The organism is Rikenella microfusus DSM 15922, assembly GCF_000427365.1.
Classification (GTDB): domain Bacteria; phylum Bacteroidota; class Bacteroidia; order Bacteroidales; family Rikenellaceae; genus Rikenella; species Rikenella microfusus.
The window spans coordinates 1,586,443-1,608,581 of sequence record NZ_KE386488.1 but is presented as its reverse complement, the minus strand read 5'-3'; the positions used below and the strand labels follow the sequence as shown (position 1 = coordinate 1,608,581).

General features: G+C 59.0%; 18 protein-coding genes and 1 tRNA gene. 11 read left to right on the top strand and 8 right to left on the bottom strand.

Annotated features, from left to right (window positions below; genetic code table 11):
* Positions 1-106: 106 nt before the first annotated feature.
* Complete coding sequence (locus RIKMI_RS0107770) at positions 107-1,186, bottom strand: hypothetical protein (RefSeq protein WP_027291145.1); 1,080 nt, start codon at positions 1,184-1,186, stop codon at positions 107-109.
* A 200-nt stretch (positions 1,187-1,386) separates the two neighbouring features.
* Here RIKMI_RS0107770 and RIKMI_RS0107765 point away from each other — a divergent pair, with 200 nt between their 5' ends.
* Complete coding sequence (locus RIKMI_RS0107765; protein WP_027291144.1) at positions 1,387-1,815, top strand: Hsp20/alpha crystallin family protein; 429 nt, start codon at positions 1,387-1,389, stop codon at positions 1,813-1,815.
* A gap of 79 nt (positions 1,816-1,894) precedes the next feature.
* On the opposite strand, the gene RIKMI_RS0107760 is transcribed toward RIKMI_RS0107765, so the two are convergent.
* Positions 1,895-1,970: transfer RNA gene (locus RIKMI_RS0107760), tRNA-His, on the bottom strand.
* 78 nt (positions 1,971-2,048) lie between these two features.
* Here RIKMI_RS0107760 and RIKMI_RS0107755 point away from each other — a divergent pair.
* The 6 genes from RIKMI_RS0107755 (at position 2,049) to RIKMI_RS14625 (ending at position 8,333) form a co-directional block, all read left to right on the top strand.
* Positions 2,049-3,311, top strand: a complete 1,263-nt coding sequence (locus tag RIKMI_RS0107755) for an ABC transporter permease (RefSeq protein WP_027291143.1) — start codon at positions 2,049-2,051, stop codon at positions 3,309-3,311.
* The gene (gene ubiE / locus RIKMI_RS0107750) at positions 3,308-4,036 is read left to right on the top strand and encodes a bifunctional demethylmenaquinone methyltransferase/2-methoxy-6-polyprenyl-1,4-benzoquinol methylase UbiE (protein ID WP_027291142.1); all 729 of its coding nucleotides are present in this window, start codon (positions 3,308-3,310) and stop codon (positions 4,034-4,036) included. Before RIKMI_RS0107755 ends, ubiE begins: the two co-directional genes overlap by 4 nt.
* Positions 4,033-4,626, top strand: coding sequence for an LEA/WHy family protein (locus tag RIKMI_RS0107745; RefSeq protein WP_027291141.1), 594 nt, complete (start codon positions 4,033-4,035; stop codon positions 4,624-4,626). Before ubiE ends, RIKMI_RS0107745 begins: the two co-directional genes overlap by 4 nt.
* 10 nt (positions 4,627-4,636) lie before the next feature.
* On the top strand, positions 4,637-5,143 hold the full coding sequence (locus RIKMI_RS14335) for a hypothetical protein (RefSeq protein WP_147288495.1): 507 nt from the start codon (positions 4,637-4,639) through the stop codon (positions 5,141-5,143).
* 457 nt (positions 5,144-5,600) lie between these two features.
* On the top strand, positions 5,601-6,326 hold the full coding sequence (locus tag RIKMI_RS0107735; protein WP_037292361.1) for a ComF family protein: 726 nt from the start codon (positions 5,601-5,603) through the stop codon (positions 6,324-6,326).
* A 123-nt stretch (positions 6,327-6,449) separates the two neighbouring features.
* Positions 6,450-8,333, top strand: a complete 1,884-nt coding sequence (locus RIKMI_RS14625) for a DNA polymerase III subunit gamma/tau (protein ID WP_027291139.1) — start codon at positions 6,450-6,452, stop codon at positions 8,331-8,333.
* 704 nt (positions 8,334-9,037) lie between these two features.
* On the opposite strand, the gene RIKMI_RS0107725 is transcribed toward RIKMI_RS14625, so the two are convergent.
* The 5 genes from RIKMI_RS0107725 to RIKMI_RS0107705 all read right to left on the bottom strand — a co-directional run bounded on the left by RIKMI_RS0107725 (position 9,038) and on the right by RIKMI_RS0107705 (position 16,408).
* Entirely contained in the window at positions 9,038-10,246 is a 1,209-nt protein-coding gene (locus tag RIKMI_RS0107725; protein WP_037291705.1) for an aspartate aminotransferase family protein, read from the bottom strand.
* Positions 10,247-10,907: 661 nt separating this feature from the next.
* Positions 10,908-13,628 (bottom strand): glycoside hydrolase domain-containing protein, encoded by a 2,721-nt coding sequence (locus tag RIKMI_RS0107720; RefSeq protein ID WP_027291137.1) that lies wholly within the window; start codon positions 13,626-13,628, stop codon positions 10,908-10,910.
* A gap of 26 nt (positions 13,629-13,654) precedes the next feature.
* Entirely contained in the window at positions 13,655-14,503 is an 849-nt protein-coding gene (locus RIKMI_RS13435) for a TrmH family RNA methyltransferase (protein ID WP_084135226.1), read from the bottom strand.
* Entirely contained in the window at positions 14,472-15,410 is a 939-nt protein-coding gene (rsgA, locus tag RIKMI_RS0107710; protein WP_027291136.1) for a ribosome small subunit-dependent GTPase A, read from the bottom strand. The genes RIKMI_RS13435 and rsgA overlap by 32 nt, the downstream gene beginning before the upstream one ends.
* A 128-nt stretch (positions 15,411-15,538) precedes the next feature.
* Positions 15,539-16,408, bottom strand: a complete 870-nt coding sequence (locus RIKMI_RS0107705) for a helix-turn-helix domain-containing protein (protein ID WP_084135225.1) — start codon at positions 16,406-16,408, stop codon at positions 15,539-15,541.
* 311 nt (positions 16,409-16,719) lie between these two features.
* Between RIKMI_RS0107705 and rpsF the strand changes: the two genes are divergently transcribed.
* The 4 genes from rpsF to RIKMI_RS13430 all read left to right on the top strand — a co-directional run bounded on the left by rpsF (position 16,720) and on the right by RIKMI_RS13430 (position 19,925).
* Positions 16,720-17,064 (top strand): 30S ribosomal protein S6, encoded by a 345-nt coding sequence (gene rpsF / locus RIKMI_RS0107700; RefSeq protein WP_027291134.1) that lies wholly within the window; start codon positions 16,720-16,722, stop codon positions 17,062-17,064.
* Between the two features lie 2 nt (positions 17,065-17,066).
* Complete coding sequence (gene rpsR, locus RIKMI_RS0107695) at positions 17,067-17,336, top strand: 30S ribosomal protein S18 (RefSeq protein WP_027291133.1); 270 nt, start codon at positions 17,067-17,069, stop codon at positions 17,334-17,336.
* Between the two features lie 23 nt (positions 17,337-17,359).
* On the top strand, positions 17,360-17,827 hold the full coding sequence (gene rplI, locus RIKMI_RS0107690; protein WP_027291132.1) for a 50S ribosomal protein L9: 468 nt from the start codon (positions 17,360-17,362) through the stop codon (positions 17,825-17,827).
* 751 nt (positions 17,828-18,578) lie between these two features.
* The gene (locus RIKMI_RS13430; RefSeq protein WP_051214422.1) at positions 18,579-19,925 is read left to right on the top strand and encodes an MATE family efflux transporter; all 1,347 of its coding nucleotides are present in this window, start codon (positions 18,579-18,581) and stop codon (positions 19,923-19,925) included.
* Between the two features lie 401 nt (positions 19,926-20,326).
* Here the strand turns inward: RIKMI_RS13430 and gltX are convergent, their stop codons facing one another.
* Entirely contained in the window at positions 20,327-21,862 is a 1,536-nt protein-coding gene (gene gltX, locus RIKMI_RS0107680; RefSeq protein WP_027291131.1) for a glutamate--tRNA ligase, read from the bottom strand.
* Between the last annotated feature and the right edge of the window lie 277 nt (positions 21,863-22,139).

The following is a 22,139-nucleotide window of genomic DNA, read 5'->3' as shown; positions in this document are numbered from 1 at the left end:
GGCAGACGCAGAGGTGCTCCGACCGGGTACTTCGCAGAGGTTATCACTGTCCCTCTCCTCGTTGGCTCCGGGTTTGAGCCTGCTATATAAGAGTACGGTTTGAAAATCACTTCCATAGATGGACCAGGAGCGACGCCTGCTGGCAGAAGTCCAGTCCTCCGGCCGTTTGGTGGAACACCAGCGCCGCACGGATCGACAAGCGTTCCGCCAGCGTTTTCGACCAATAGAGGTCCGTGCGGTTATAGACCGGCGCATTGTAGAACGCATCGCCCCAGTACACCTGCGAGCCATACACATCCCACAGCGGCATCAGCCCCTTGCCCGCGAAAAAAGTATCCTCGATACCCCAGCCGTGCCATTCCAGATTGAACCGCGCATGGAATCCCGCGCGGGGCGTCCATCCTCCCGCATTCCCCACCTCGATACGTCCGCGAGACAGAGACCCCACGATCCCCACGTCCAGCGACAGCACATCCAGCGCCGTGATTCCTCCCAGGTCGATCCCCCCGTAAACATGATACATCACGTTATCCACCAGAAAATTCGGCGCCTCGCCCGCACTCACCGCCTTGTCCCCGATCCGATAGTGGTACATATAGCCCGCCAGCCCTACATTGAACAGTCCCCGCCGTCCCAGGTTCAGCCGTCCCGCCAGCCCTGCCATGAACGACTCCTTGCCCGTTTTGATATCCTCCGAATTCCAGTCGAAAAAGGCCTCGATTCCTCCCCGCTCGCCTTCCCACTGCAACAAAGCGCCCGCCAGCGTGTGTTTGAAATAACCCACCGAATCCGAAAACAGCGCCCGCGAATAATAACCCTTCATCTCGGCCCGCGGCAACAGCCCGCCGAACCCGTTGAACACCCGCCCCGTGTAGTTGTAGTACGCCAGAAAATCGGGCGTCTCCCCGAACGGTTTTTGCCCGAACTGTTGCAGGAAACTGATCCCCGTCATGATCCGGTGTCCGCCGCCGAAGCGCAACCCCACCGCCGGAGTCACGTAAGCCCCCGACAGGGTTTGCGGCGCCTTGTAATTCGAATTGTATTCCCCGTTGTCGAGAAAAGCCCCCAACCGTATATCGTAATCGAACTTCACCGTACCCGTCGAATCGGCTTTCGCCCACGCCTTTTCCCCCATCGCGACCGACATGCAACCCGCCAGTACGATAAGCGCCGTTTTTCTGAACATCGTCGTCTGTTATTAATATATCGTCATCAACCGCCCAAAGGTACGCATTAATCCGACATATTATTACTGACAAACTGACATCCGAACGCTGCCATAACGTCTCTTCGGGCGGCTGGCATGTCCTTTGCAGTGAATACTGCGGTCGCAGGTCCCGCAAAGAACCTGGACGCAAGAAGTTTAACCTAAATTTATAAACTATTATGATACCTGCTAAAAGATCACAGAACTGGCTGCCGTCGATTTTCAACGATTTCTTCGGCAACGAATGGCTCGCCAAAGCCAACAGCAACTCGCCGGCCATCAACATCCGCGAGACCGAAGACCGGTACGAAGTCGAAGTGGCCGCTCCGGGGCTGACCAAAGACGATTTCAAGATCCGGATCGAAGACGACAACCAACTGATCGTCACGATGGACAAAAGTTCCGAAAACAAAGAGGAAAAAGAGGAAGGCCGTTATCTGCGGCGCGAATTCTACTACTCGCACTTCCAGCAGAGCATGATCCTGCCGGAAAATATCGACAAGGAACGGATCGGCGCCAAAGTCGAAAACGGGGTGCTGACCATAGACATCCCGAAACGGAAAGAGGAAGAACGGGTTCCCGCCGCCAAAGAGATCGCCATCCGGTAACCTTCCCCTCTTTTTCGGACGGTAACGAACGAAGAAAGGCCCGCTGCGCATACGCAGCGGGCCTTTCTCATTTTCCCGAGGGTGGAAGATCGGGCTCGAACCGACGACCTCTTGAACCACAATCAAGCGTTCTGACCAACTGAACTACATCCACCGGGGACAAAAGTACAACACTTTTCCGAACTTCCAAAAAAAATGAATTACTTTTGCGGGAATCGAAAAATTCCGACCGTTTGATCCTCGAAACCTTCATAGCCCGGCGACTGGGCGGCGGACGCAAAGCCGGCATCATGCTGCGGGTGGCCACGCTCTGCGTGGCCGTGAGCGTGGCCGTCATGCTGGTCGCGCTGGGCGTGGTAAACGGTTTCCGGAGCACGGTCGCCGGAAAAGTGTCCGGTTTCGCGTCCGATATCCAGCTCACGGCCCGCGGCAGCGGCAATTCCTACGAAACCCTCCCGGTCGTTTACGACTCCCTGCTGGCCGATGAAATCCGTTCGACGGACGGCGTGGCCCACGTGCAGCGGTTCGCCGCCAAAGCGGGCATCATCCGCGGCGACAGCGCCATCCGGGGCATCGTGCTCAAAGGATTCGCCCCGGAAACCGACACCTCTTTCCTCCACCGGCAGATGATCGCCGGCCGCATCCCGACCTATACGGATACCGCCCGTAACCGCGAAGCGGTCGTCTCGCGGGCGTTGTGCCGTTCGATGCGTTTACGGCTCGGCGACAAGTTCGAAGTGCTCTTCGTGGGCGGCGAATCGCCGCGGCGCGACCGGCTCCGCGTGGCGGGAATCTACGACAGCGGCATGGAAGAGTTCGACCGGATGACCGTCATCGGCGACCTGGGCGTCGTGCAGCGAATCAGCGGCTGGGGCCGGGAACTCATCGGAGGGTATGAAATCGCCCTGTCGCCCGATGCCGATCCCGACCGGACGGCCTCGCTGCTGGCGGAAACGCTGCATCCGGCCGCCGTCCTCGACGGCTGGGGCGCTCCGGAACCGGCCGAAAGGAACGGAGAGCTGGACATTTCGACGGTCGGCGACCGTTATCCGCAGATATTCGACTGGCTCCGAATGCTGGGGCTGAATACCGCCATCGTGATCGTCATCATGCTGACCGTCGCGGTGGTCAATATGTCCTCCGGCGTGCTGATCGTAGTGCTGGAACAGACGCGGACGATCGGCATCCTCAAGGCACTGGGTATGCGCAATGCCGTGCTGCAACGCATTTTCGTGCTCCGTTCGGTCCGCATCACCCTGCGGGGCCTGCTGTGGGGCAATCTGACAGGCCTGGTTCTCTGCCTCGTGCAGCAATATACGGGGGTCGTGACCCTCGATCCGGAAAGCTACATGATGGCGGCCGTACCGGTACGGGTGGAGTGGTGGCAGGTCGTATGTCTGAACGCGGGCACGCTGGCGGTCGTCACCCTCGCGATGGCGCTGCCCACGGCGATCGTCGCCCGCATCGCACCCGACAAATCGATCCGATTCCAATGATAAAACCGCACAACGAAAATCCGGCCGGCAAAAAGGAACAGGTCCGCGACATGTTCGACTCCATCGCCCGGCGTTACGACCTGCTGAACCACCTGTTGTCGATGAACATCGACCGCAGGTGGCGGGCCAGAGTCGTGAAGATGATCCTCCGACAGTCGCCGGAGAGCGTTCTGGACGTCGCCACGGGCACGGGCGACCTTGCCATCGCCGTGGGCCGCGCCTTGCCCGCAGCCGCATTGACAGGCGTGGATCTTTCCCCCAGGATGCTGAGGATCGGACGGGAAAAGGTGGCGGCACGGTTCCCGGGCCGGGAGTTCCCGATGCTGGAAGGGGACGCCGAACGGCTTCCGTTCGCGGACGCGTCGTTCGGGGCCGTGACGTGCGGTTTCGGCGTGCGCAACTTCGAAAATCTGCCCCGGGGCCTCGCCGAGATGTACCGCGTGCTGCGTCCCGGCGGACGGGTCTATATCCTCGAATTTTCGATGCCTTCGCAGCGCAATGCCCTGGGCAGACTGTACCGGTTCTATTTCCGGCATATCCTGCCGGGGATCGGACGGATCGTATCGAAAGACGCGCGGGCCTACACCTACCTGCCGGAATCCGTCGGAGAGTTCCCCTACGGGGAACGGTTCCGCACGCTGCTGTCCGAGGCGGGTTTCGCCGCGCCGCAATCGGAAGTGCTGATGGGGGGTATCGCCACGATATACACGGCAGATAAACCATGACGCACATCGTAAACCATACGACCGCTTCCCGGTTCCGCCGGGGCCGAAGAGCCGGAACCGCCGGTGCGGCGCTGCGACTGCGGCGTTTCGGACTGTTGCTCGGCGTCGTCCTGCCGCTGCTGCTGGCGGCTTGTTCGGGGAGCAAGGCGCTGACCCGGCTGCGGATAGAACGGGTGGAGGAGTTCCGTCCGCAGCGGACGGGATTCGGTTTTGCCGAGGGGACGGTGGCGGTCTCGCTGTACAACGGGAACAAAAAAAACGTTATCTTTGATAGCGGACGCATCGACCTGAAACTGAACGGGCGAACGATAGGAAGCGCGATGCTGACGCGTTCGACGGTCGTAGGTAGCGGGATGCAACGGGTAGAGGTGCCCGTGCGGGTGCGTTTTGCCGTGGAAGGCATCGGTTCCTGGCTGAAAATGCTCTCCCCGGGGCAGGAACGCCGCATTCGCCGGCCGGCGCTGCGGATAACCGGTTCGCTGAATATCGTGGCGGGCAGCCCGCTACGGTCGCAGACCGTGCGTTTCGACCGCAGGCTCGACAGGAAAGCAGCCGAATGGCTCGGCCGGATAAGTTACAAATCGTATTGACGATAGGGATATGAGAACAACTCTCTTTTTCTTTTTGCTGGCGCTGACCGCTTTTTGCGCGGGAGCGCAGGATCGGGTGAGCACCCGTACGGCACGGCTGCGCGTACCGGACGCGACGACCGGAGCCAAAATCGTCGTGACGAACGACAGCGACGTCGCCGCAGGGCTGCGGACCGCGCCGCGCGGCGACGAAACGACGGGTTACCGCATCTGCATCTTTTTCGATAACACCCAGAACGGGCGCAGTCTGAACAACGAGGCGTTGGCGAAGTTCAAGGAACATTTTCCGGGCATACCGGGCGAAGTGATCTACGCCAATCCGACATTCAAGACGATGGTCGGCTACTGCGTGGACATGAACGAGGCTTCGATGCTGTTGGGGCGGGTGCGGGAGATATTCCCCACTTCGGTTATCGTCCGCGAAGAGAAGATGCCGGTTACGGACCTGCTCTCGAACCCGGTGGGCGCAGCGGCCGACAGCGTAGCCGCGGTACTCCCGGCCGAAGGGGGGTTCTGACCCGATAAGGGTAAATACATACTGTCTGTTTCGTAAGCCCGATTATATACATCGATATATTAGGATGCGGACTTCCCCGGTCGGCTCAGCGCCGGCCGGCATGAGGCGGTGCAAACCCGGGCAAAAGACCCGGAGGGTCCGGCGCGAGTCGAGAAAGTATCCACAAAAACGAATCGGCATATCGAAATGTATAACCGGGTTCGGAAGTATCCCCATTAGGTTTGTCCCGGTTTTCCGAACGGTCGGCCCGGTCGCGGGCAAGCCGGGGACGCATGCCGGAGCATCGGAGACCGGGATCCTTATAAAGCATAAGCCCCGAAAGATATTGCCGTACTATTTTTACACCGCATCCGTTTTTTCGGCTCCGCGCCCGTCGCGTCCGAATCCGCGAAGCGGGTCCGACGGAGGAGACGCCCGGTCTCAGGAAAAACCTTACCCTCAAAAATACCGATCCGTTTTGAAACAGTGGTTTCCGGCTCTTTTCCGCTGGCTGGCCGACCAGCTTTTCCCGTCGGTATGCCCGGTGTGCGGAAATGCGCTCGGCAAGGGCGAACGCACGATTTGCCTCTCCTGTCGCTGGGACATGCCGCTGACCGGCTTCTGGAGGGCGGAAGAAAATCCTGCCGCGGCGATGCTCCGCAAACAGTTTCCAAACCTGAGACATGCTTCGGCCCTGCTCTATTTCCGGCATGAAAGCGGTTACCGGACGATGATCCATGCGCTCAAATACGGCGGGCGGCGGGATATCGCCGTGGCGCTGGGAGCCATGTTCGGCCGGGAGCTGCGCGAATCCTCCCTTTACGACGACGTAGACGTGTTGGTACCCGTTCCGCTGCACTGGAGCAAACGGATGCGCCGGGGTTACAACCAGGCCGAAGAGATTTGCGTCGGTCTCGGCCGGAGTTTGGGTATTCCCTGCGATTTCCGGTCGCTGAAACGTGTCCGGCGGACACGTACCCAGGCCCGGCACCGCGATGCGGACGCCCGCCGCAAAAACGTGGCGGGGGCGTTCCGTCTCCGCAGGCCCGAACGGTTGCGGGGGAAACATATCCTGCTGGTGGACGACGTGCTGACCACGGGCGCCACCGTTTCGGCCTGCGCGGAAGCGATCGCCGCGGCATTGCCGGATACGCAGATCAGCGTCGTCACGCTGGCCGTCGTCCGCAAATACCTGAGAGAATAAACGGCTTGCCCCTCCCTTTCCGGGCCGCTCTCCCGGGAGGTCGTATGTACTTACCTCCCTTTTCAGATTCGGTTCCTGAAAACCGTGGCTGAAATCGTGCGGCTTTCATTATCTTTGTACATTATGGAACCATTCGTCGTATCGGCACGAAAATATCGTCCGGCTACCTTCCGCAGCGTGGTCGGGCAGAGCCATATCACCGAAACCCTCAAGAACGCCATCGCCCGCGGGCAATTGGCGCACGCCTACCTGTTCACCGGGCCGAGGGGGGTGGGCAAGACTACCTGCGCCCGGATTTTCGCCAAGGCGATCAACTGCATGAACCCGACTCCCGACCACGAAGCCTGCGGCGAATGCGAATCTTGCCGGGCTTTCAACGAAGGGCGTTCGTTCTCGATACACGAGCTGGACGCCGCATCCAATAATTCCGTCGAGGACATCCGGGCCTTGACCGAAAAGGTGCGTATCCCTCCGCAGGTCGGCAAATACAGCGTGTACATCATCGACGAAGTGCACATGCTGTCGGCCAATGCGTTCAACGCTTTCCTCAAAACACTGGAAGAACCGCCGCACTACGCGGTTTTCATTCTGGCCACCACCGAAAAGCACAAGATCCTGCCGACGATCCTTTCGCGTTGCCAATGTTACGACTTCAACCGGATCCGGGTCGAAGATACGGTGCAGTATCTGCAATACATCGCCGGCAACGAGGGGGTCGCCTACGACGACGAAGCGTTGCATATCATCGCCCAGCGGGCCGACGGCGGGATGAGGGACGCCCTGTCCATGTTCGACCGGGTCGTGTCGTTCTGCGGAGCGGAGCTGACGGGCGACAAAGTGGCCGAGAGTCTGAACGTGTTGGATTACAACACCTATTTCGCGGCGACCGACCTCATCCTGGCCGGGAACTACGCCGAATTGCTTCTCCTTTTCGATAACGTGCTGCGGCGAGGCTTCGAAGGGCAACTGTTCGTCGCGGGGTTGAACGGTCACATGCGCGACCTGCTGGTATGCAAGAATCCGCAGACGGCTCCGTTGCTGGAGGTGACGGGCCGCGTGGCGGAACGTTATCGGGCGCAGGCGGCGGCGTGCGATACGGGTTTCCTGTTCAATGCGATCAACCTGCTGACGCAGACCGACACGGGTTACCGCCAGGCTACCAACAGGCGGCTGCATGCGGAGCTGGCCCTGATCAAACTCTGCGGATTGGGCGGTATAAAAAAAAAAGGTGAGGATGTAGGGGATGCCGTGACGGATGAGCTGGCGTTGGTGGCCGGCGTCGGGAAATACCCGATGCCGGCGATCTCGGCTCCTGCCCAGGCTGCGCCGGTAACGCCCGTCGTAGCGGCTCCGACGGTCTCTTCCGCTTCCGTTCCGACGCAGGACGTTTCGTCGCAGCGGGCGGCATCCGTTTCATCGCCACCGCCCGTCGCACCGGTATCCGAGCAGGCACGGCAGACGCCGCCTGCCGTTACTCCGGCCGGGGCCCCTTCCGCGGTTCCTCCCTCTTCTCCTGCGGCACGTCCGACAGTAGGACGGTCGGTTACGGGAGTTTCCATTACGAATTTGCAGGTCCCTTCGCCGCGGGCCGTTCCGGTTCCGCCGTCGGCGGCTTCCGTCGCGGCGGAACCGGTCTCCCCGGTACGGCAGATGAGTCCCGAAGAGACCGAGCGTGCCGTCGCGGCGAAATACGACGAACTGATCCGGCTGTGGAACGAACGTCAGCGTCCCCGGCTGGCTACGGCGCTGACTTCGAAAACCATTGCGGGGAATCGGGTTACCGTGACCGTACCGAACGAGGTGCTGGCCGACGAAATCAACCAGGCCAAATGGGAAATCGAACGCGATCTGCGAACGCTGACGGGAGCGGCGGTCGGCGTGACGGTCGAAGTGAGCGAGGTACAGCAGGAGTATAAACCGGTTTCGACCGAAGACAAACTCCAGTATCTGGTCAATCTGAATCCCAATATTCTGAAGCTCCGCGACGAACTCGATCTGACTGTGTAAGAGGACACCGGGCTTTCGGAAACGGCATGCGCATGCCCTATGAAAACCTCGGCACGCGGGACTATGAGGTTCGCCGGAGACACGATGCTCAAAAATGGATTGGCAAGGGGCTGATATACATTGTGCCGCCTCAGCCCGGGCCATGTTTTCTCCATCGCCTTTGCGCCGTAACGACTATACCTGACGTAATCCCTGGGAACGGGCGGGCGGATTTATAAATAACAGTACGGTTATTTTTCATTCGGGTCGGGCGTCCGGGAGACCGCTCCGAGTGTGCGAAGGTAGCGGGCCTCCCGTGGGGAGGCGTCCGGCCCGCCCGCTATCGCGGAAATTTAGTTTTAACAGTACGGTTTATTACCATGTTCTCCCTTAGTCAGCCCGGAGCCACCCCCGGCGAAGGGCTGCAACTCGCAAAGCTCGTTTGGCCCTCGCTGGCTCCGGGAGTTTAGCCTGGAAATTAAAAGCAGGTTTAAAAAGTACTCCCGGCTTCTTCCTTGGAGTCGAAGTACGAGACTGCCGCCCCGAAATATGCGATTTCCCGTTCCGATGTCGGTCGGAAACGGGGAATCGCACATTCCCGACGAGTTTTTTACCTTCTTTTTGGGGGCACAAGAAAGTAAGTGCCCCGCCTACATAAGGCATCCGAAGAAGCCGGCGCCCCACGGTACGAACGGACTACACAAAACAGACATGCCGCCGGATAGCTACAGTCGGTCCAATACTTTCGTGCGGATATCCGCGCAGCAAGTTCGTATCTGTTCTTCGGTGATCGTCAGCGGCGGCGAGATACGGAACGCCGTATCGCAGAACAGAAACCAGTCCGACAGGTAACCGGCCTCCTTGAGCAGCTCCATCGCCCGGAACAGCCGTTCCGATCCGCCCAGTTCCACCGCCAGCAACAACCCGCTACGGCGTATTTCGGCCACAGCGGGGTGGTCTTTCAGCAACGCTTCGAACAAAGCGCCTTTCGGTTCCGCCTGCGCCGCGAGATCGTGCTTCCGAATATAGTCCAGCGCGGCCAGCCCCGCCGCACAGCAAACCGGATGACCGCCGAAAGTGGTGATATGTCCCAGCGGAGGATCGCTACGCAGGCCGGCCATGATCGCGGCGGACGAAACGAAAGCCCCCAGCGGCATACCCCCGCCCAAGGCTTTGGCCAGGCAGACAATATCCGGCGTCACCCCGTACCGGAGCAGGGCGAACATCGCGCCGCTCCGCCCGAACCCGGTCTGTATCTCGTCGAAAACCAGCAAGGCCCCGACTTCCGTGCAACGCTTCCGCAGCGCTTCCAGAAAACCGTCCGCCGGCGGACGTACCCCGCTTTCGCCCTGGACAGGTTCGACCAGGACACAGGCCGTCCGGTCCGTAATCCGTTCCAAATCTTCGAAACGGTTAAATCGCAGCTTCCGCGTATCCGGCAACAACGGCCGGTAGGCCCCGACGAAAGTCTCTCCCCCCATGACGCTCATCGCCCCGTGCGTCGAACCGTGGTAAGCGTCGAAGAACGAAACGATTTCCGTACGGCCCGTATGGCGTTTGGCCAGTTTCAGCGCCCCTTCGACCGCTTCGGCGCCCGAATTGACGAAATAGACGCTCTCCAGCGGCTGCGGCAGCAGCGAAGCGATGGCCGCCGCATATTTCACCTGCGGTCTTTCGACCATCTCGCCGTACACCATGATGTGCATGTAATCCCTCGCTTGGGCGCACACCGCCTCCACCACCTCCGGATTCCCATGTCCCACGTTGCTGACCGACACGCCGGAAACCAGATCGACATACCGTTTCCCGTCGGGAAAATCCGGCGTGGCCGGCGAATAGAAATAGATCCCCTCGGCCCGCGCCACCTCGATCATCAGCGGCGCATCCGAAGTCTGCCCCACATGGCGCAGGAATTGTTTGCGTAGTATATCCATTTTATGTATTGGCTTTCCAAAGCCTGTAACGGCTCGTGCAATTCGCAGCCGCGAATTTACGATCACCGTACGGTTAATTGTAATGTCTTTCGCCGACGGGCGTTTGTGTTTCTTCGCCCGCTTATGCTGCGAGGACCTCGGTTTCTCCGGACGCCTCATGTCGGCGGGGCACTTACTTTTTGGGGTGACCAAGAAAGAAAGCAAAGAAGTCGCTGGGAATGCGATTCCCCGTTCCCGACTCCCGTCGGATCGGAAAATCGCACATTCCCGGGTCAGCAGCCTTTACCCGTACTTCGACACCAATGTAAGAAGCCGGTAAAAGTACTTATGTAAACCCTACGGTTTAATACCATAATATCGGCTTTGCGCCCCCCGAAGCGGCTACGCCGCTTGGGCGCGAAAGCCGGCGATTCTGAAGAATCGCATCAATAAAAATCGTACTTATTTAAACCGTGCGATTATTTTTCATTCGGGTCGGGCGCCCAAAAGACCACGGGTAGTTGCAGCCCGGCCCCCTCTGCCGAGCGGCACCGGGCCTACCGTGGGGAGGCCTCCGGCCCGCCTGCTATCGCGGAACTACTTGTAACCGTAAATTAGAAATGTCCCGGCTATTTCTTATCCGATATCCGTATGGCGCAGGATTTCGGATTTCTGAATGAAGTTATTCGACTAAAATAAGCATCCCTTTTTTCCCATCGACCGTCACCGGCACTGACAGGTCGATATTTCCCGCCGTTTGCAACGTTTCGACTTCCGGCAGCGTCGCGCGTACCGGTTCGAATCCCAGACGGGAAACGTCCAGCGTCAGCGTAGCCGTCTGCGGCTCGTCCGTCCAGTTCGCGACCGCCAGCAACGCCTTGCCGCCCGGCAACCCGTAAACCGTTACCTTCACCCGCTCGTTATCGCTCGTCGCCGGAGCGGAAGGATCCCACCAGCCGTACATCACCGCATCCTTCATCCCCACCGAATCCCACAATTTCCAGAGCGGCACCGGATTGCCGCTCCAGGGCAGACGCGGCGCCATGCCGTACACCATGCCCCGCCAAACGTTGTGCGCATCCAGCGTTTCGCTCATCAGCCCGAACGGAATGCCCGACATCTCGACCAGCCAGAAATCCGGCGTATTGTCCGCCCCGAAACCCTCGCCGATCCACGTCCGATCGACATAAGGCAGCAGGTCGAGGTACATATGCAGCGAATTGGCGAATCCGGCCCACTCGTTCATGTGGTTCCACGAATGGATATCGATCTGGCGGCGCACGCCGTCGGCGTCCAGCAACCGGCGTGCCCGTTTGAGCGTCTCGCGGTCGAGCGCGCTGTCGTCGATATAGACGCCCCGCAGCCCGTAGTTGCGGATCATCCATTGCAGCCCTTCCAGGTAATAGTTGTTCCACCGCGAATCAGGGGTGGTGATGACCGAAATGTCCATCTCGCCCTTGTATTTCCCCTCCTTGAATGCGTTGAACCACGCCGGGATGAAATGGTCGCCGAAATTTTCCGACAGCCACGGATTCGGCCCGTTCGGGTGGATCAGCGTGCGGGCATCCCTGCCCGGCCCGTCGTGGATCACTTCGCTTCCGAGACTGCGCAGCGCCCAGATTTCCGGAACCTTGACCGTCAGTTCACGGGTGGTGTAATAGACCCTGGTACCGATCCCTTCTTTCGCGGCACGGTCGGCGAAAGCCTTGAAGTCCGCGACGTTCTCATCGAAATAGGGATAGTTGATATAGGGATAAATCTCCTTCTTGTGGTGAATATTGATGAAATTGGCCCCCGCCGCCTTGGCCGCCGGAATATAGGAGTCGCTCAGGTCGCTGTTGGAGTGGTAGAAACGTTCCGTCACATGATGTTCCATGTCCAGCGGCTTGACCGGCGTAACCAGCATCTCTACGCCGAAATCCAGCGTTTCGCCCTTCGTAAGCGTCCGCGGCCCGCTGAACGCCGTCACCAGCACGCTGCCGTCGTCCCGGTCGGCGATCCGGATACCGCCTTTCCCGCCGTTACCCCACGACTCCGGCATCCGCAGCCGCCCGAGGCCGTAATAGATATTGACCAGCGGCCGCTCGTAATTCGACGGGTCTTTGAATTTCAGGTTGAGACCCGCGTTCACGTTCCCCATCCACAAAGCATCCTGATGTTTGGTCGTGTCCCAGGTGAAAGTTTCTTCCACGACCGATATATCGGCCTCCTCCGCGTGCCGGAATCCGCCCCGGCGTCCCAACCCCATGATGTAACGGGAAGCATAAGCCGTGTAAGGCACCTCCAGCCGGATATCTTCGACGGCGGTATTCTTTTGCGCCGCCACGCGGATGTTGAGGTCGGCGAAGCCGTCAAACTCCATAAAGCCCGATACCTCGATCCGCAAATCGCCGTTCGTGCCGGCAGCCGACCATTCCGCCCGCCCCCCGGATACTTTGGCCAGCCGGATGTTCCGGGCCGAAAAGACATCGGTTTTACCGTCCGCCGTCTCCACCACGAAACGCACCGGGGCGGCCAATACCGCATTCTCCGTCGCCGGATCCAACCGGTTCTGCGTATCGTAATGCGTCGCGATGGCTGCCGGAAGCCCGCTGGCGCCCAATCGGAACGTGCCGCCCAGCCAACCGACGGCATCGGCGGACACCGTTACCGGAACATACGGCGCCGTCGGTGTTTCTCCCACGCCGGTCTGCGAATCGAGCCAGCGGAGCCGGGCCATGCGCCAGCCTTCGCCGGTACCCCCGTCCGGCAACGGATCGCCCGTTACGGTCAGCGCGACCGGTATGCGGGTCGCTCCGCGCCCCTCGGGCCGTACGGTAACGGCGCCGGCATAGGTTCCCGCGGGCAGATCGGCCGGAATCGCCGCACCGCACCAGAGGCTCTGCACTTTCCCCTGCGGCACATCGACCCGTTCGGTGAAACGCCGTCCCCGCAGGTCGGTACCTCCGAGGTTGAAGCAACGGATCGAATCGGCCGGGATGACCGCCTTACTGTCCGTATTCCGCAAGTCGGAAAACCGCAACTGCACATTATCGAGCGGGAACGACGGGCCGTACAGGGCGATCTGCCAGGTATAGAATTCTCCCGGCGCCGCCGCACCGACGAAAGCAGTCCGCTCGCCGGGCGTACGCGCCATCCAGACCGCAGGCAGCGAATCCGTCCGCCGGACCGGATTGAGCCGGTCTTCGGCGAAACAAAAATAGCCCTGCTCCGGCACCGTGTTCATCAGGGTGTCCATCTGCGCCGGCGAAGCGGCGCGGCGCATCGGCGAGTCCCTCTCCTGCACGCTGCCGCTTCGTTTGAGGTCGTCGAAAGCATTGGTCGTCTTTTCCTGCGCCGCGACAGGCGACAGAACGCCGCCGCACAGCAGCGCGGCAGCCATCGGGATAGCTAAGAATTTCATCTATATGGTTCGGTGTTAGTATCTTTTCAACAACTCCCGTCGGGTTCCGACGGGAAACCGCCGCGTTCCAGTATCCGCCGGCAATCGCGTACCGAACGGGAGAGCCAGCGCAGCAACAGCCGGTCCCGGTCGGCCGCTTCCAGCTCCCACGCCACGCCGTTCTCCGGCTCGCGGATACGTTCGGCGAGCCGCTGCGCCGCAATCGCCGCCGAGACCGAAATATTGAGGCTTTCGGCGAAGCCTACCATCGGGATCGAAATCACCGCGTCGGCTTCATCCATCAACCACGGCGAAATGCCGCTCTTTTCGGTTCCCATAAAGAGGGCGAAAGGCCCGGCGGCAACGTCGAAGTCGGAAGGCGTGCCGTTGCGCTGCGGGGCTTCCGGCCGGGGCGGGGCCGTAACGACGATCCGATAGCCCCGCCCCCGCAGATGGGCGACCAACGAGGGGGTATCGTCCCATTTGCGAAGGTCGATCCACTGATCGGTGCCCCGCACGATATGTTTGTTCGGGGCGAAACGGACGGTATTTTCCACGGCGTGCACCTCCTGCAAGCCGAACGCCTCCGCACTGCGGATCACCGCGCTGGCGTTGTGCGGATAGTAGATGTCTTCGAGGCACACCGCCATATAGCGAGTACGCCAGCGGAGCCGCCGCACGAGCCCCTCGTACCGTTCCGGCAGCACGAAACCGCGCAGGTATTCGATCTTCCGCCGCACGGTCTCCGACGGCTCCTCCGCATCGTCCGTTTCCGTCCGCAGCGGCCGGATGTCGCCTTGCCGCAACGAAGCGTTCAGGTCGCGAAGCTGCTGCCGGGTCGGTATCCCGTTCTCCCGGAAATAATTATTTGCGGTATTTCCCGTTTTGGTCGTCATCTTCCAGCATTTTCAGGTAACTCACATAACGCGATTCGGCGATTTTCCCTTCGCCCGCCGCCGCCATGACCGCGCAGTTCGGCTCGTGGGTGTGCGTGCAGTTGTAGTATTGGCAACCAGCCGCGTACCGGAACAGGTCGGGAAAATAACGGGCCAGCTCTTCGGGGGCGATGTCCACCAGTCCGAAACCTTTGATCCCGGGCGTATCGATCAGGAATCCGCCGCCCGAAAGCGGAAAAATCTCGGAAAAGGTGGTCGTATGCTTCCCTTTATGATGGTAACCGGATATGGCTCCGGTTTTCAGGTGCAAACCCGGTTCGAGAGCGTTGATGAGGGTCGATTTGCCGACGCCCGAATGGCCTGAAAAAAGCGATGTTTTCCCGCGCATCCGTTCGCGCAACGCGTCGATACCCGTGCCCGCGGACGCCGATATTTCCAGGACTTCGTACCCTGCGCCGCGATATGTATCCGCAAATTCGTCGATGATTTCGCGGTATTCGGGCGCGGCGAACAGGTCCATCTTGTTCAGCAGAATGACCGCCGGGATGCGATAGGCTTCGGCCGTGACCAGGAACCGGTCGATGAATTCCGTGCTGGTGGCCGGAAAATCGAGCGTGACGACCAGGTAGACGGTATCGATATTGGCCGCGATGATGTGGCTCTCTTTGGAAAGATTGGACGCCCGGCGAATGATATAATTCGTGCGGGGCCGTATCTCGACGATCACGTTGTCGCCTTCGTCTTCGCCGATCTCAGCCCGAACGCGGTCGCCCACGACCACCGGACTGGTGGTACGGCTGCCGCGCAGTCGGAACACGCCGCGTATGCGGCACCGGGCCTGCCGCCCGCTGTGCGGGTCGAGCACGGTGTACCAGCTGCCGGTACTTTTAATTACGATTCCCTCTATTGTCGTCTCTGCCATGGCGAACAAAGTTAGCGATTTTTACACAGAAAGGCCCCCCGGTCATATGACCGGGGGGCCTTGGGAATCGACAAACTCCGGCAAAGCGGGGCGGCTGTCCCTTGCGAACCGGTTTACCGCCGCTGTTCCTGCCTGAGCGAGAGCGGCGTTTTACCGAACTCACGCTTGAAAAGTTTGATGAAATGCGAAATATTATCGAACCGGCATTCGTAACCGATCTGCGAAATGGCTTTGTTCGTGGATACCACTAAAAGCCGCGCATGCAACAACCGCTGTTTGACGATCCACCGGTGAGGAGTATCGCCGAAAACGCGCTGGAAGTCGTTTTTGAACGACGTGAGGCTTTTATTCGTCTTCAAGGCCAACTCCTCGATGGTCAGATTTTCGAACACCGAATTGCGTATGATGCTTTCGAACGGGTCGCTGAGCCGGTCGATGCACTGGAGCAGTTTGTGTTGCAGCCCGTACTCTTTGTGGACGATCACCATATAGGCGAATTCGGCCAGTTTGAGCCGCATGAGCTGCGGGTGCAGACTCAGATAATCCGTATTCAGATACGGAGCCAGCGAATCGAAGAACAGCTGCGTTTCGGGCCATACCCTCGTACTGACGTGCGCCAGCGTCGGATCGGGCCTTCCTCCCTGCGGATGGCGTATTTCCATACCGTACAGCGACACCAGCGTGGAAAGAGCGTCCGCCATCATCCGATTGTCGAACGCCAGGCAGGTCTCCTTGTACGGACCGTCGGCCGCGGGTATATTCTCGATGTAATGTTTGCCCGGGGCCAGGAAAAAGACCTCCCCGCTCCGCACCGTATATCGGGCATGGGCGTACTGGATCGTCTTGGCTCCGTTTTCCACCAGCCCGATCAGATTATCGGACAACTCGACCCATTCGGCCCCGTGGTCCGCATGAGTCACGTACTGCCACAGCGAAGCGGACTGCCCCGTGTCGTTTTCTATCATTTTTGGTAACTCCGACATAAATTGACAACAATTATAAATTAAAGTATAGTTTCCCGTCGCAAGGGACGCAAATATAATCCATAAATAAGCCTAAATGTTGCGTATTTAACCGGATTGCGTTACATAACGGACTTTATGGAGTATTGAGAATCGGCAGTAGCGGAACATACCGGATAACCGTAACAGACAACAAGCGTGCCAAGCGAAAAATATCGCGCCCCGCTTTGCATATCCCGCGAAAAACCGTACCTTTGTGGGCCGAAATATCCTCCGGGAATTTCGTTAAACGACCATTAACCAACATTTTACTCATTTTACGGACAATTCTTATGAACCGTTACGAAACCGTTTTCATTGCGACCCCCGTTCTTTCGGACGTGCAGCTGAAAGAGCTGGTCGGCAAATTCCAGGGTGTCATCACCGAGAACGGCGGCAAAGTGAACTACACCGAAGAGTGGGGTTTGCGTAAGCTCGCCTATCCGATCCAGAAAAAGACGACCGGGTTTTACACCCTGATCGAATTCGAAGGCGAAGGCAGCCTGGTCGAGACTCTCGAAACCCAGTACCGCCGCGACGAACGCGTAATCCGCTTCCTGACGTTCAAACAGGACAAATACGCGGCCGAATACGCAGAAAAACGCAGAAACCTTAACGCAGCAAAAACTCAGGAGTAATCATGGCAGCACCGCAATCAGAAATCCGTTACCTCAACCCGGTATCCGTAGAGGTCAAAAAGAAAAAATACTGCCGCTTCAAGAAAGCGGGCATCAAATACGTCGATTACAAAGACGCGGAATTCCTCAAGAAATTCCTGAACGAGCAGGGCAAGATCCTGCCCCGCCGTCTGACCGGAACGTCGCAGAAATTCCAGAAAAAGGTGGCTACCGCCGTTAAGCGCGCCCGTCATCTGGCCATCCTGCCGTTCGTAACCGACCTTTTGAAATAATTATAAACCGAGGAGAAAACACTATGGAAATCATCCTGAAACAAGACGTCGATAACCTCGGCAATAAGGACCAGATCGTGAACGTGCGGCCGGGGTATGCCAACAACTACCTCATCCCGCAGGGTTATGCTACGGCCGCCACTCCTTCCGCCAAAAAGGTACTGGCCGAGAAGATCAAACAACAGGCGCACAAGGAGGCCAAAATGGTGGCCGATGCGCAGGCCGTGGCCGACAAGCTCGCAGGCGTGGCTGTGGCTATCGTCGCCAAGGCTGCCGAAGGCGGTAAGATCTTCGGATCCGTTACCGCTGCGCAGGTAGCTGACGCTATCGAGGCTAAAGGCTTCCAGATCGACAAACGCAACGTGAAAGTAGATGCTATCAAACAGATCGGCGAATACAAGGCGGTTGTCAAGATCTACAAGGATATCAAGGCCGAAGTGGCCGTATCGGTAACGGCGGAAGCCGCTGCCGAAACTCCGGCGGCAGAGTAACCGCCCGACTCCGCCGGGGGGCGTCCCCGTTATATGACGGAGCCACCCCGGCGGGTCATCGTTCTGAAATTTGCGTAAAGCGGTCGAGTATTACCGTCTCCGAGCTTTCAAAATCAAAAAAAGGTGCTTGCTCCCCTCCGGGAACAAACACCTTTTTTGTTTCATTAACCACTCGGTTATTTAATACGTTGATATTTGAGTCAACCGTTCTTTCTTTTCAAAGGAAGAACCAAAAAGATTTTCGAGCAGCCATACACGCCTCTCCGGAACCCCATTTCGTCCGATAAAACCAGAGGTTCGGCCTGTCGCCCTCCCCCCGTGGCGCGAAGCGCCAGGGCGACAAGGCCGGCGGTTCTGCGAACCGCAAAACAACGGGCTGTCGTTCCGATCGAAAATCCTGAAGAAAAGGGCACCTGCCAAACTCAGGAGATACGATCTCAAAAAGTTTGGCTTCGCCTTCCTCCTGGCGCCTCGGCCATTCGAACGAGTTCGACGGTACTCGGCTGCTGCGTCGGTTTTCCGGTTCTCTTTGTTCACAACCGACGCTGCCAGCGCATCCGGAGACCGCTTACGGGCTATGGTAAGCGGCGAGGAGAAACCGAATAGCGTTCCGAGACCGAAGACCGTGAACGGTCTTTGGCAAGGCAGCACGAGGAAGCCGCAGGCAAAACGAGCGTAGCGAAGTTAAAGAGAACAGTACACTCGAACCTAAACTATACGAATAACCGAGCGATTAAAAAACAGTAAAGTTATGTTATTCACAGGTTACAGGTCTTATTACGGAGCCAACCTGCGGTTAGCCGTACCCGTTATCATCTCGCAAGTAGGTCAGTACTCCGTTCAGATCGTCGATACCGTCATGGTCGGTCATCTCGGAGAAGCCGTGCCCTTGGCCGCCATATCGTTCGCCTACGCCCTCTCGTGGCCCATTTTGTTTCTGGGTACCGGCGTCGCCATGGGTCTTACCCCGCTCGTCGGGAAAAGCTACGCACGCGGCGACAGGACACGCAGCGCATCATTGTTCAAAAATTCCCTGCTGCTCGGCACAGCGATGAGCGTCGTTCTGATGTCCCTGCTCGGCCTGATGATTCCCCTGATGGGATATATGGGACAAGACCCCGAAATCCTGCCTATCGCCCGCGGTTACATGTGGTACCAACTCGCCTCGGCGCTCCCGATGATGCTTTTCGCCAGCTGCAAGCAATTCCTCGAAGGCATCGGCAATACCGCCCATACGATGGTCATCGCCATTATCGGCAACGTATTGAATATCGTGCTGAACGGCGCCCTGATCTACGGTTGGTGGATATTCCCCGAAATGGGGGCCGTCGGCGCCGGAGCCTCGACCTTCATCGCCCGCGTGGTCATGGTCCTCCTGTTCGCCCGGCTGATGTTCGCCAACGCCGACTACCGCGACTACCTGAGGCAATTCCGGAAAGTCGGCATCACCCTGTTCCGCATCCGCCGGTTGTTGAACGTCGGCTTCCCGATCGCCATGCAACTCTTCATCGAAATGGCGGCCCTGAGCCTGATGGCCGTCGTCATCGGCCTGTTCGGAGCCGTTCCGCAGGCCGCGCACCAGATCGCCGTGAACCTGCCCTCGCTCAGTTTCATGGTCGTAACCGGACTTTCGGCCGCCACGACGATCCGCGTGAGCCAGGATTACGGTCTGCGGCTCTATCCCTCCATGCGCCGGGCGATGAACGCCTCGCTGCACATGATTACGGCTTTCACGGTATGCGCTTCGTTACTGGTCTTCCTGTTCGGACGGCAGATCGCCGGACTGTTCACCGATGAACCCGCCGTCATCGACATCGCCACCCATCTGCTGCACTTCGGCTGCATCTTCATGGTGATCGACGGTTTTCAGGGCGTGATCCTGGGCGCACTGCGCGGACTCACGGAGGTCAAAAGACCCATGTACTATGCGATCTTCACTTATACCTGCATCTCTGCGCCCGTGGGGTACATATGCGGATTCGTATGGGACATGGGCGCGGCAGGCACCTGGGTAGCCTTTACCACAGGGCTGGCCGTGCTATCGTGCCTCTATTACCGTCTGTTCCGCAAACGTTACCGCAGTCTGACCGCCCTGTAAAAATACCGTGCTCTCCATATACGACGGGGGCGGATAAGGAAGATACCTTATCCGCCCCCGTCGCATGACCGAGCGTCCCGGAAGAGTCGGAGGCCGAAACGCCTCACAATCCGCTCTGCTTGTAAAAAAGAATAGGAATTATCCTTTTCGTGTCGTTGCCGGAAAACTGCGCGTTCCGGGGTATCCCGAAGAGCGCCGGCCAGCAGCCGCCCCCGTGCGGAGGGTCGCTCTGCCCGCTTGCGCCCGCTCGCGTCCTCCGCCGGCTACGGACCGACAATAACCTGAGTACGCAAAAGGGGATAGTCCCGAATAAAATGGAATAAAAACCGTACAAGCCACCTCCCGAAAAGAGGGCTTCACATACCTCTGTCCGCTTCCGGAACAGCCCCGCCGGGCAGCGTTTATCCCAGGATTTCGTGCGCCCGTTCGATACGGCGCAGGAACTCTTCGCGGCCGATGATCTCCGCGATGTCGAACAGATTGGCCCCTGTACTCGACCCCACCAGCGCCAGACGCAACGTGTTCATCACTTTGCCCATCGGCAAACCTTCCCGTTCGATCCAGGCATGCGCTTTCGCCTCCAGGGCAGAAGCCGTGAAATCCTCGACCACCTCCAACTGGCGGCGCAGGTTTTGCAGATGTTCCGGATTGTCGTCTTTCCAGAACTTCGCCACCGCCTTCGGATCGTACGACTGCGGAGCCTCGAAGAAGTAACGCGACAGCTCCCACAAATCGGTCAGGAACGTAGCCCGTTCTTTCACCAGCCCCATGATCCGCTCCGCTTTCGCCACCGGAACCTCCCCGTGGCCTTTTTCAGCCAGCACCGGCAGGAACAAAGCCGCCAGCTCGGCATCCGGCTTACGGTGCAGATACTGCGCGTTGAACCACCGGGCCTTTTCCGGGTCGAACCGCGCTCCCGATTTGCTCACCTTTTCCAGCGAGAACAGCTCGATCAGCTCCGGCATCGACAGTATCTCGGAATGGTCGTTACCCGGATTCCAGCCCAACAGGGCCAACAGATTCACGAAAGCCTCCGGGAAATAACCGTCCTCCCGATAACCCCGCGCCCCTTCGCCGCCGTCCTGCGGTTTCCATTGCAGCGGGAAAACAGGGAATCCCAATTTATCCCCGTCCCGTTTGCTCAGCTTCCCGCCTCCGGTCGGCTTCAGCAACAACGGCAGGTGAGCGAACCGCGGCATCCGGTCCGTCCAGCCGAACGCCCGGTACAGCATCACGTGCAACGGCAACGACGGCAGCCACTCCTCGCCCCGAATCACATGGGTAATCTCCATCAGGTAGTCGTCCACGATATTGGCCAGATGATAGGTCGGCAACCGGTCGGCCGATTTGTAGAGCACCTTGTCGTCCAGCGTCGAACTGTTCACCGTCACATGGCCGCGGATCATATCGTCCATTTCGATCTGCTCGTTCTCCGGCATCCGGAACCGGATCGTCCACTGGTCGCCGCGGGCGATGCGGGCCGCGACCTCGTCCGCAGACAATACCAGAGATGTGGCGAGCTTCCCGCGCACGGCATAGTTATAGGCGAAAGTCTCGCCCCGCGACTCGTACTCTTTTCGGATCGCATCCAGCTCTTCCGGCGTATCGAAAGCATAATAAGCCCAACCGTCTTCCACCAGTTTTTCGGCATACTTCAGGTAGATTTCGCGCCGTTCGCTCTGCCGGTAGGGAGCATGCGGCCCGCCGACGCCGACCCCCTCGTCCACCTCGATGCCGCACCATTTCAGCGACTCGACGATATACTCTTCGGCGCCCGGCACGAACCGGTTCGAATCGGTATCCTCGATACGGAGCAGAAAGGCTCCCCCGTGCTGGCGGGCGAAAAGATAGTTGTATAATGCGGTGCGTACGCCGCCCATATGCAGCGGCCCCGTGGGACTGGGGGCGAACCGGACTCTGACAGGTCTGTTATTCATGGTAAATGATAATTCGATAATTCCGTCATGACCGTGTCTCCGATCATGCTCCGATACGCGAAATTACAAACTTTATTCCATACTTTTCAGGCAAACCCGTACCACGGTTGCGGAATCCGGACAACCGTCGGGATTTTCGCGACCCGATTATATACTGGGTATACCGAACCTGTTCGGCTGTAATTTTCCGCGATCGGCTCAGCAGCGCCGCCCGAATCGAGCAGGGAAAACCCAGACAAAAGACCCGAAGGGTCCGGCGCCAGTCGAAAAAACGCCG

Coding starts and splice junctions, on each gene's coding strand:
- RIKMI_RS0107705 (WP_084135225.1), bottom strand. CDS start 16,408: ATGTCGGAGTTACCAAAAATGATAGAAAACGACACGGGGCAGTCCGCT.
- RIKMI_RS0107770 (WP_027291145.1), bottom strand. CDS start 1,186: ATGTTCAGAAAAACGGCGCTTATCGTACTGGCGGGTTGCATGTCGGTC.
- rpsR (WP_027291133.1), top strand. CDS start 17,067: ATGGCAGCACCGCAATCAGAAATCCGTTACCTCAACCCGGTATCCGTA.
- RIKMI_RS0107765 (WP_027291144.1), top strand. CDS start 1,387: ATGATACCTGCTAAAAGATCACAGAACTGGCTGCCGTCGATTTTCAAC.
- ubiE (WP_027291142.1), top strand. CDS start 3,308: ATGATAAAACCGCACAACGAAAATCCGGCCGGCAAAAAGGAACAGGTC.
- RIKMI_RS14335 (WP_147288495.1), top strand. CDS start 4,637: ATGAGAACAACTCTCTTTTTCTTTTTGCTGGCGCTGACCGCTTTTTGC.
- RIKMI_RS14625 (WP_027291139.1), top strand. CDS start 6,450: ATGGAACCATTCGTCGTATCGGCACGAAAATATCGTCCGGCTACCTTC.
- RIKMI_RS13430 (WP_051214422.1), top strand. CDS start 18,579: ATGTTATTCACAGGTTACAGGTCTTATTACGGAGCCAACCTGCGGTTA.
- rpsF (WP_027291134.1), top strand. CDS start 16,720: ATGAACCGTTACGAAACCGTTTTCATTGCGACCCCCGTTCTTTCGGAC.
- RIKMI_RS0107725 (WP_037291705.1), bottom strand. CDS start 10,246: ATGGATATACTACGCAAACAATTCCTGCGCCATGTGGGGCAGACTTCG.
- RIKMI_RS0107745 (WP_027291141.1), top strand. CDS start 4,033: ATGACGCACATCGTAAACCATACGACCGCTTCCCGGTTCCGCCGGGGC.
- RIKMI_RS13435 (WP_084135226.1), bottom strand. CDS start 14,503: ATGACGACCAAAACGGGAAATACCGCAAATAATTATTTCCGGGAGAAC.
- gltX (WP_027291131.1), bottom strand. CDS start 21,862: ATGAATAACAGACCTGTCAGAGTCCGGTTCGCCCCCAGTCCCACGGGG.
- rplI (WP_027291132.1), top strand. CDS start 17,360: ATGGAAATCATCCTGAAACAAGACGTCGATAACCTCGGCAATAAGGAC.
- RIKMI_RS0107720 (WP_027291137.1), bottom strand. CDS start 13,628: ATGAAATTCTTAGCTATCCCGATGGCTGCCGCGCTGCTGTGCGGCGGC.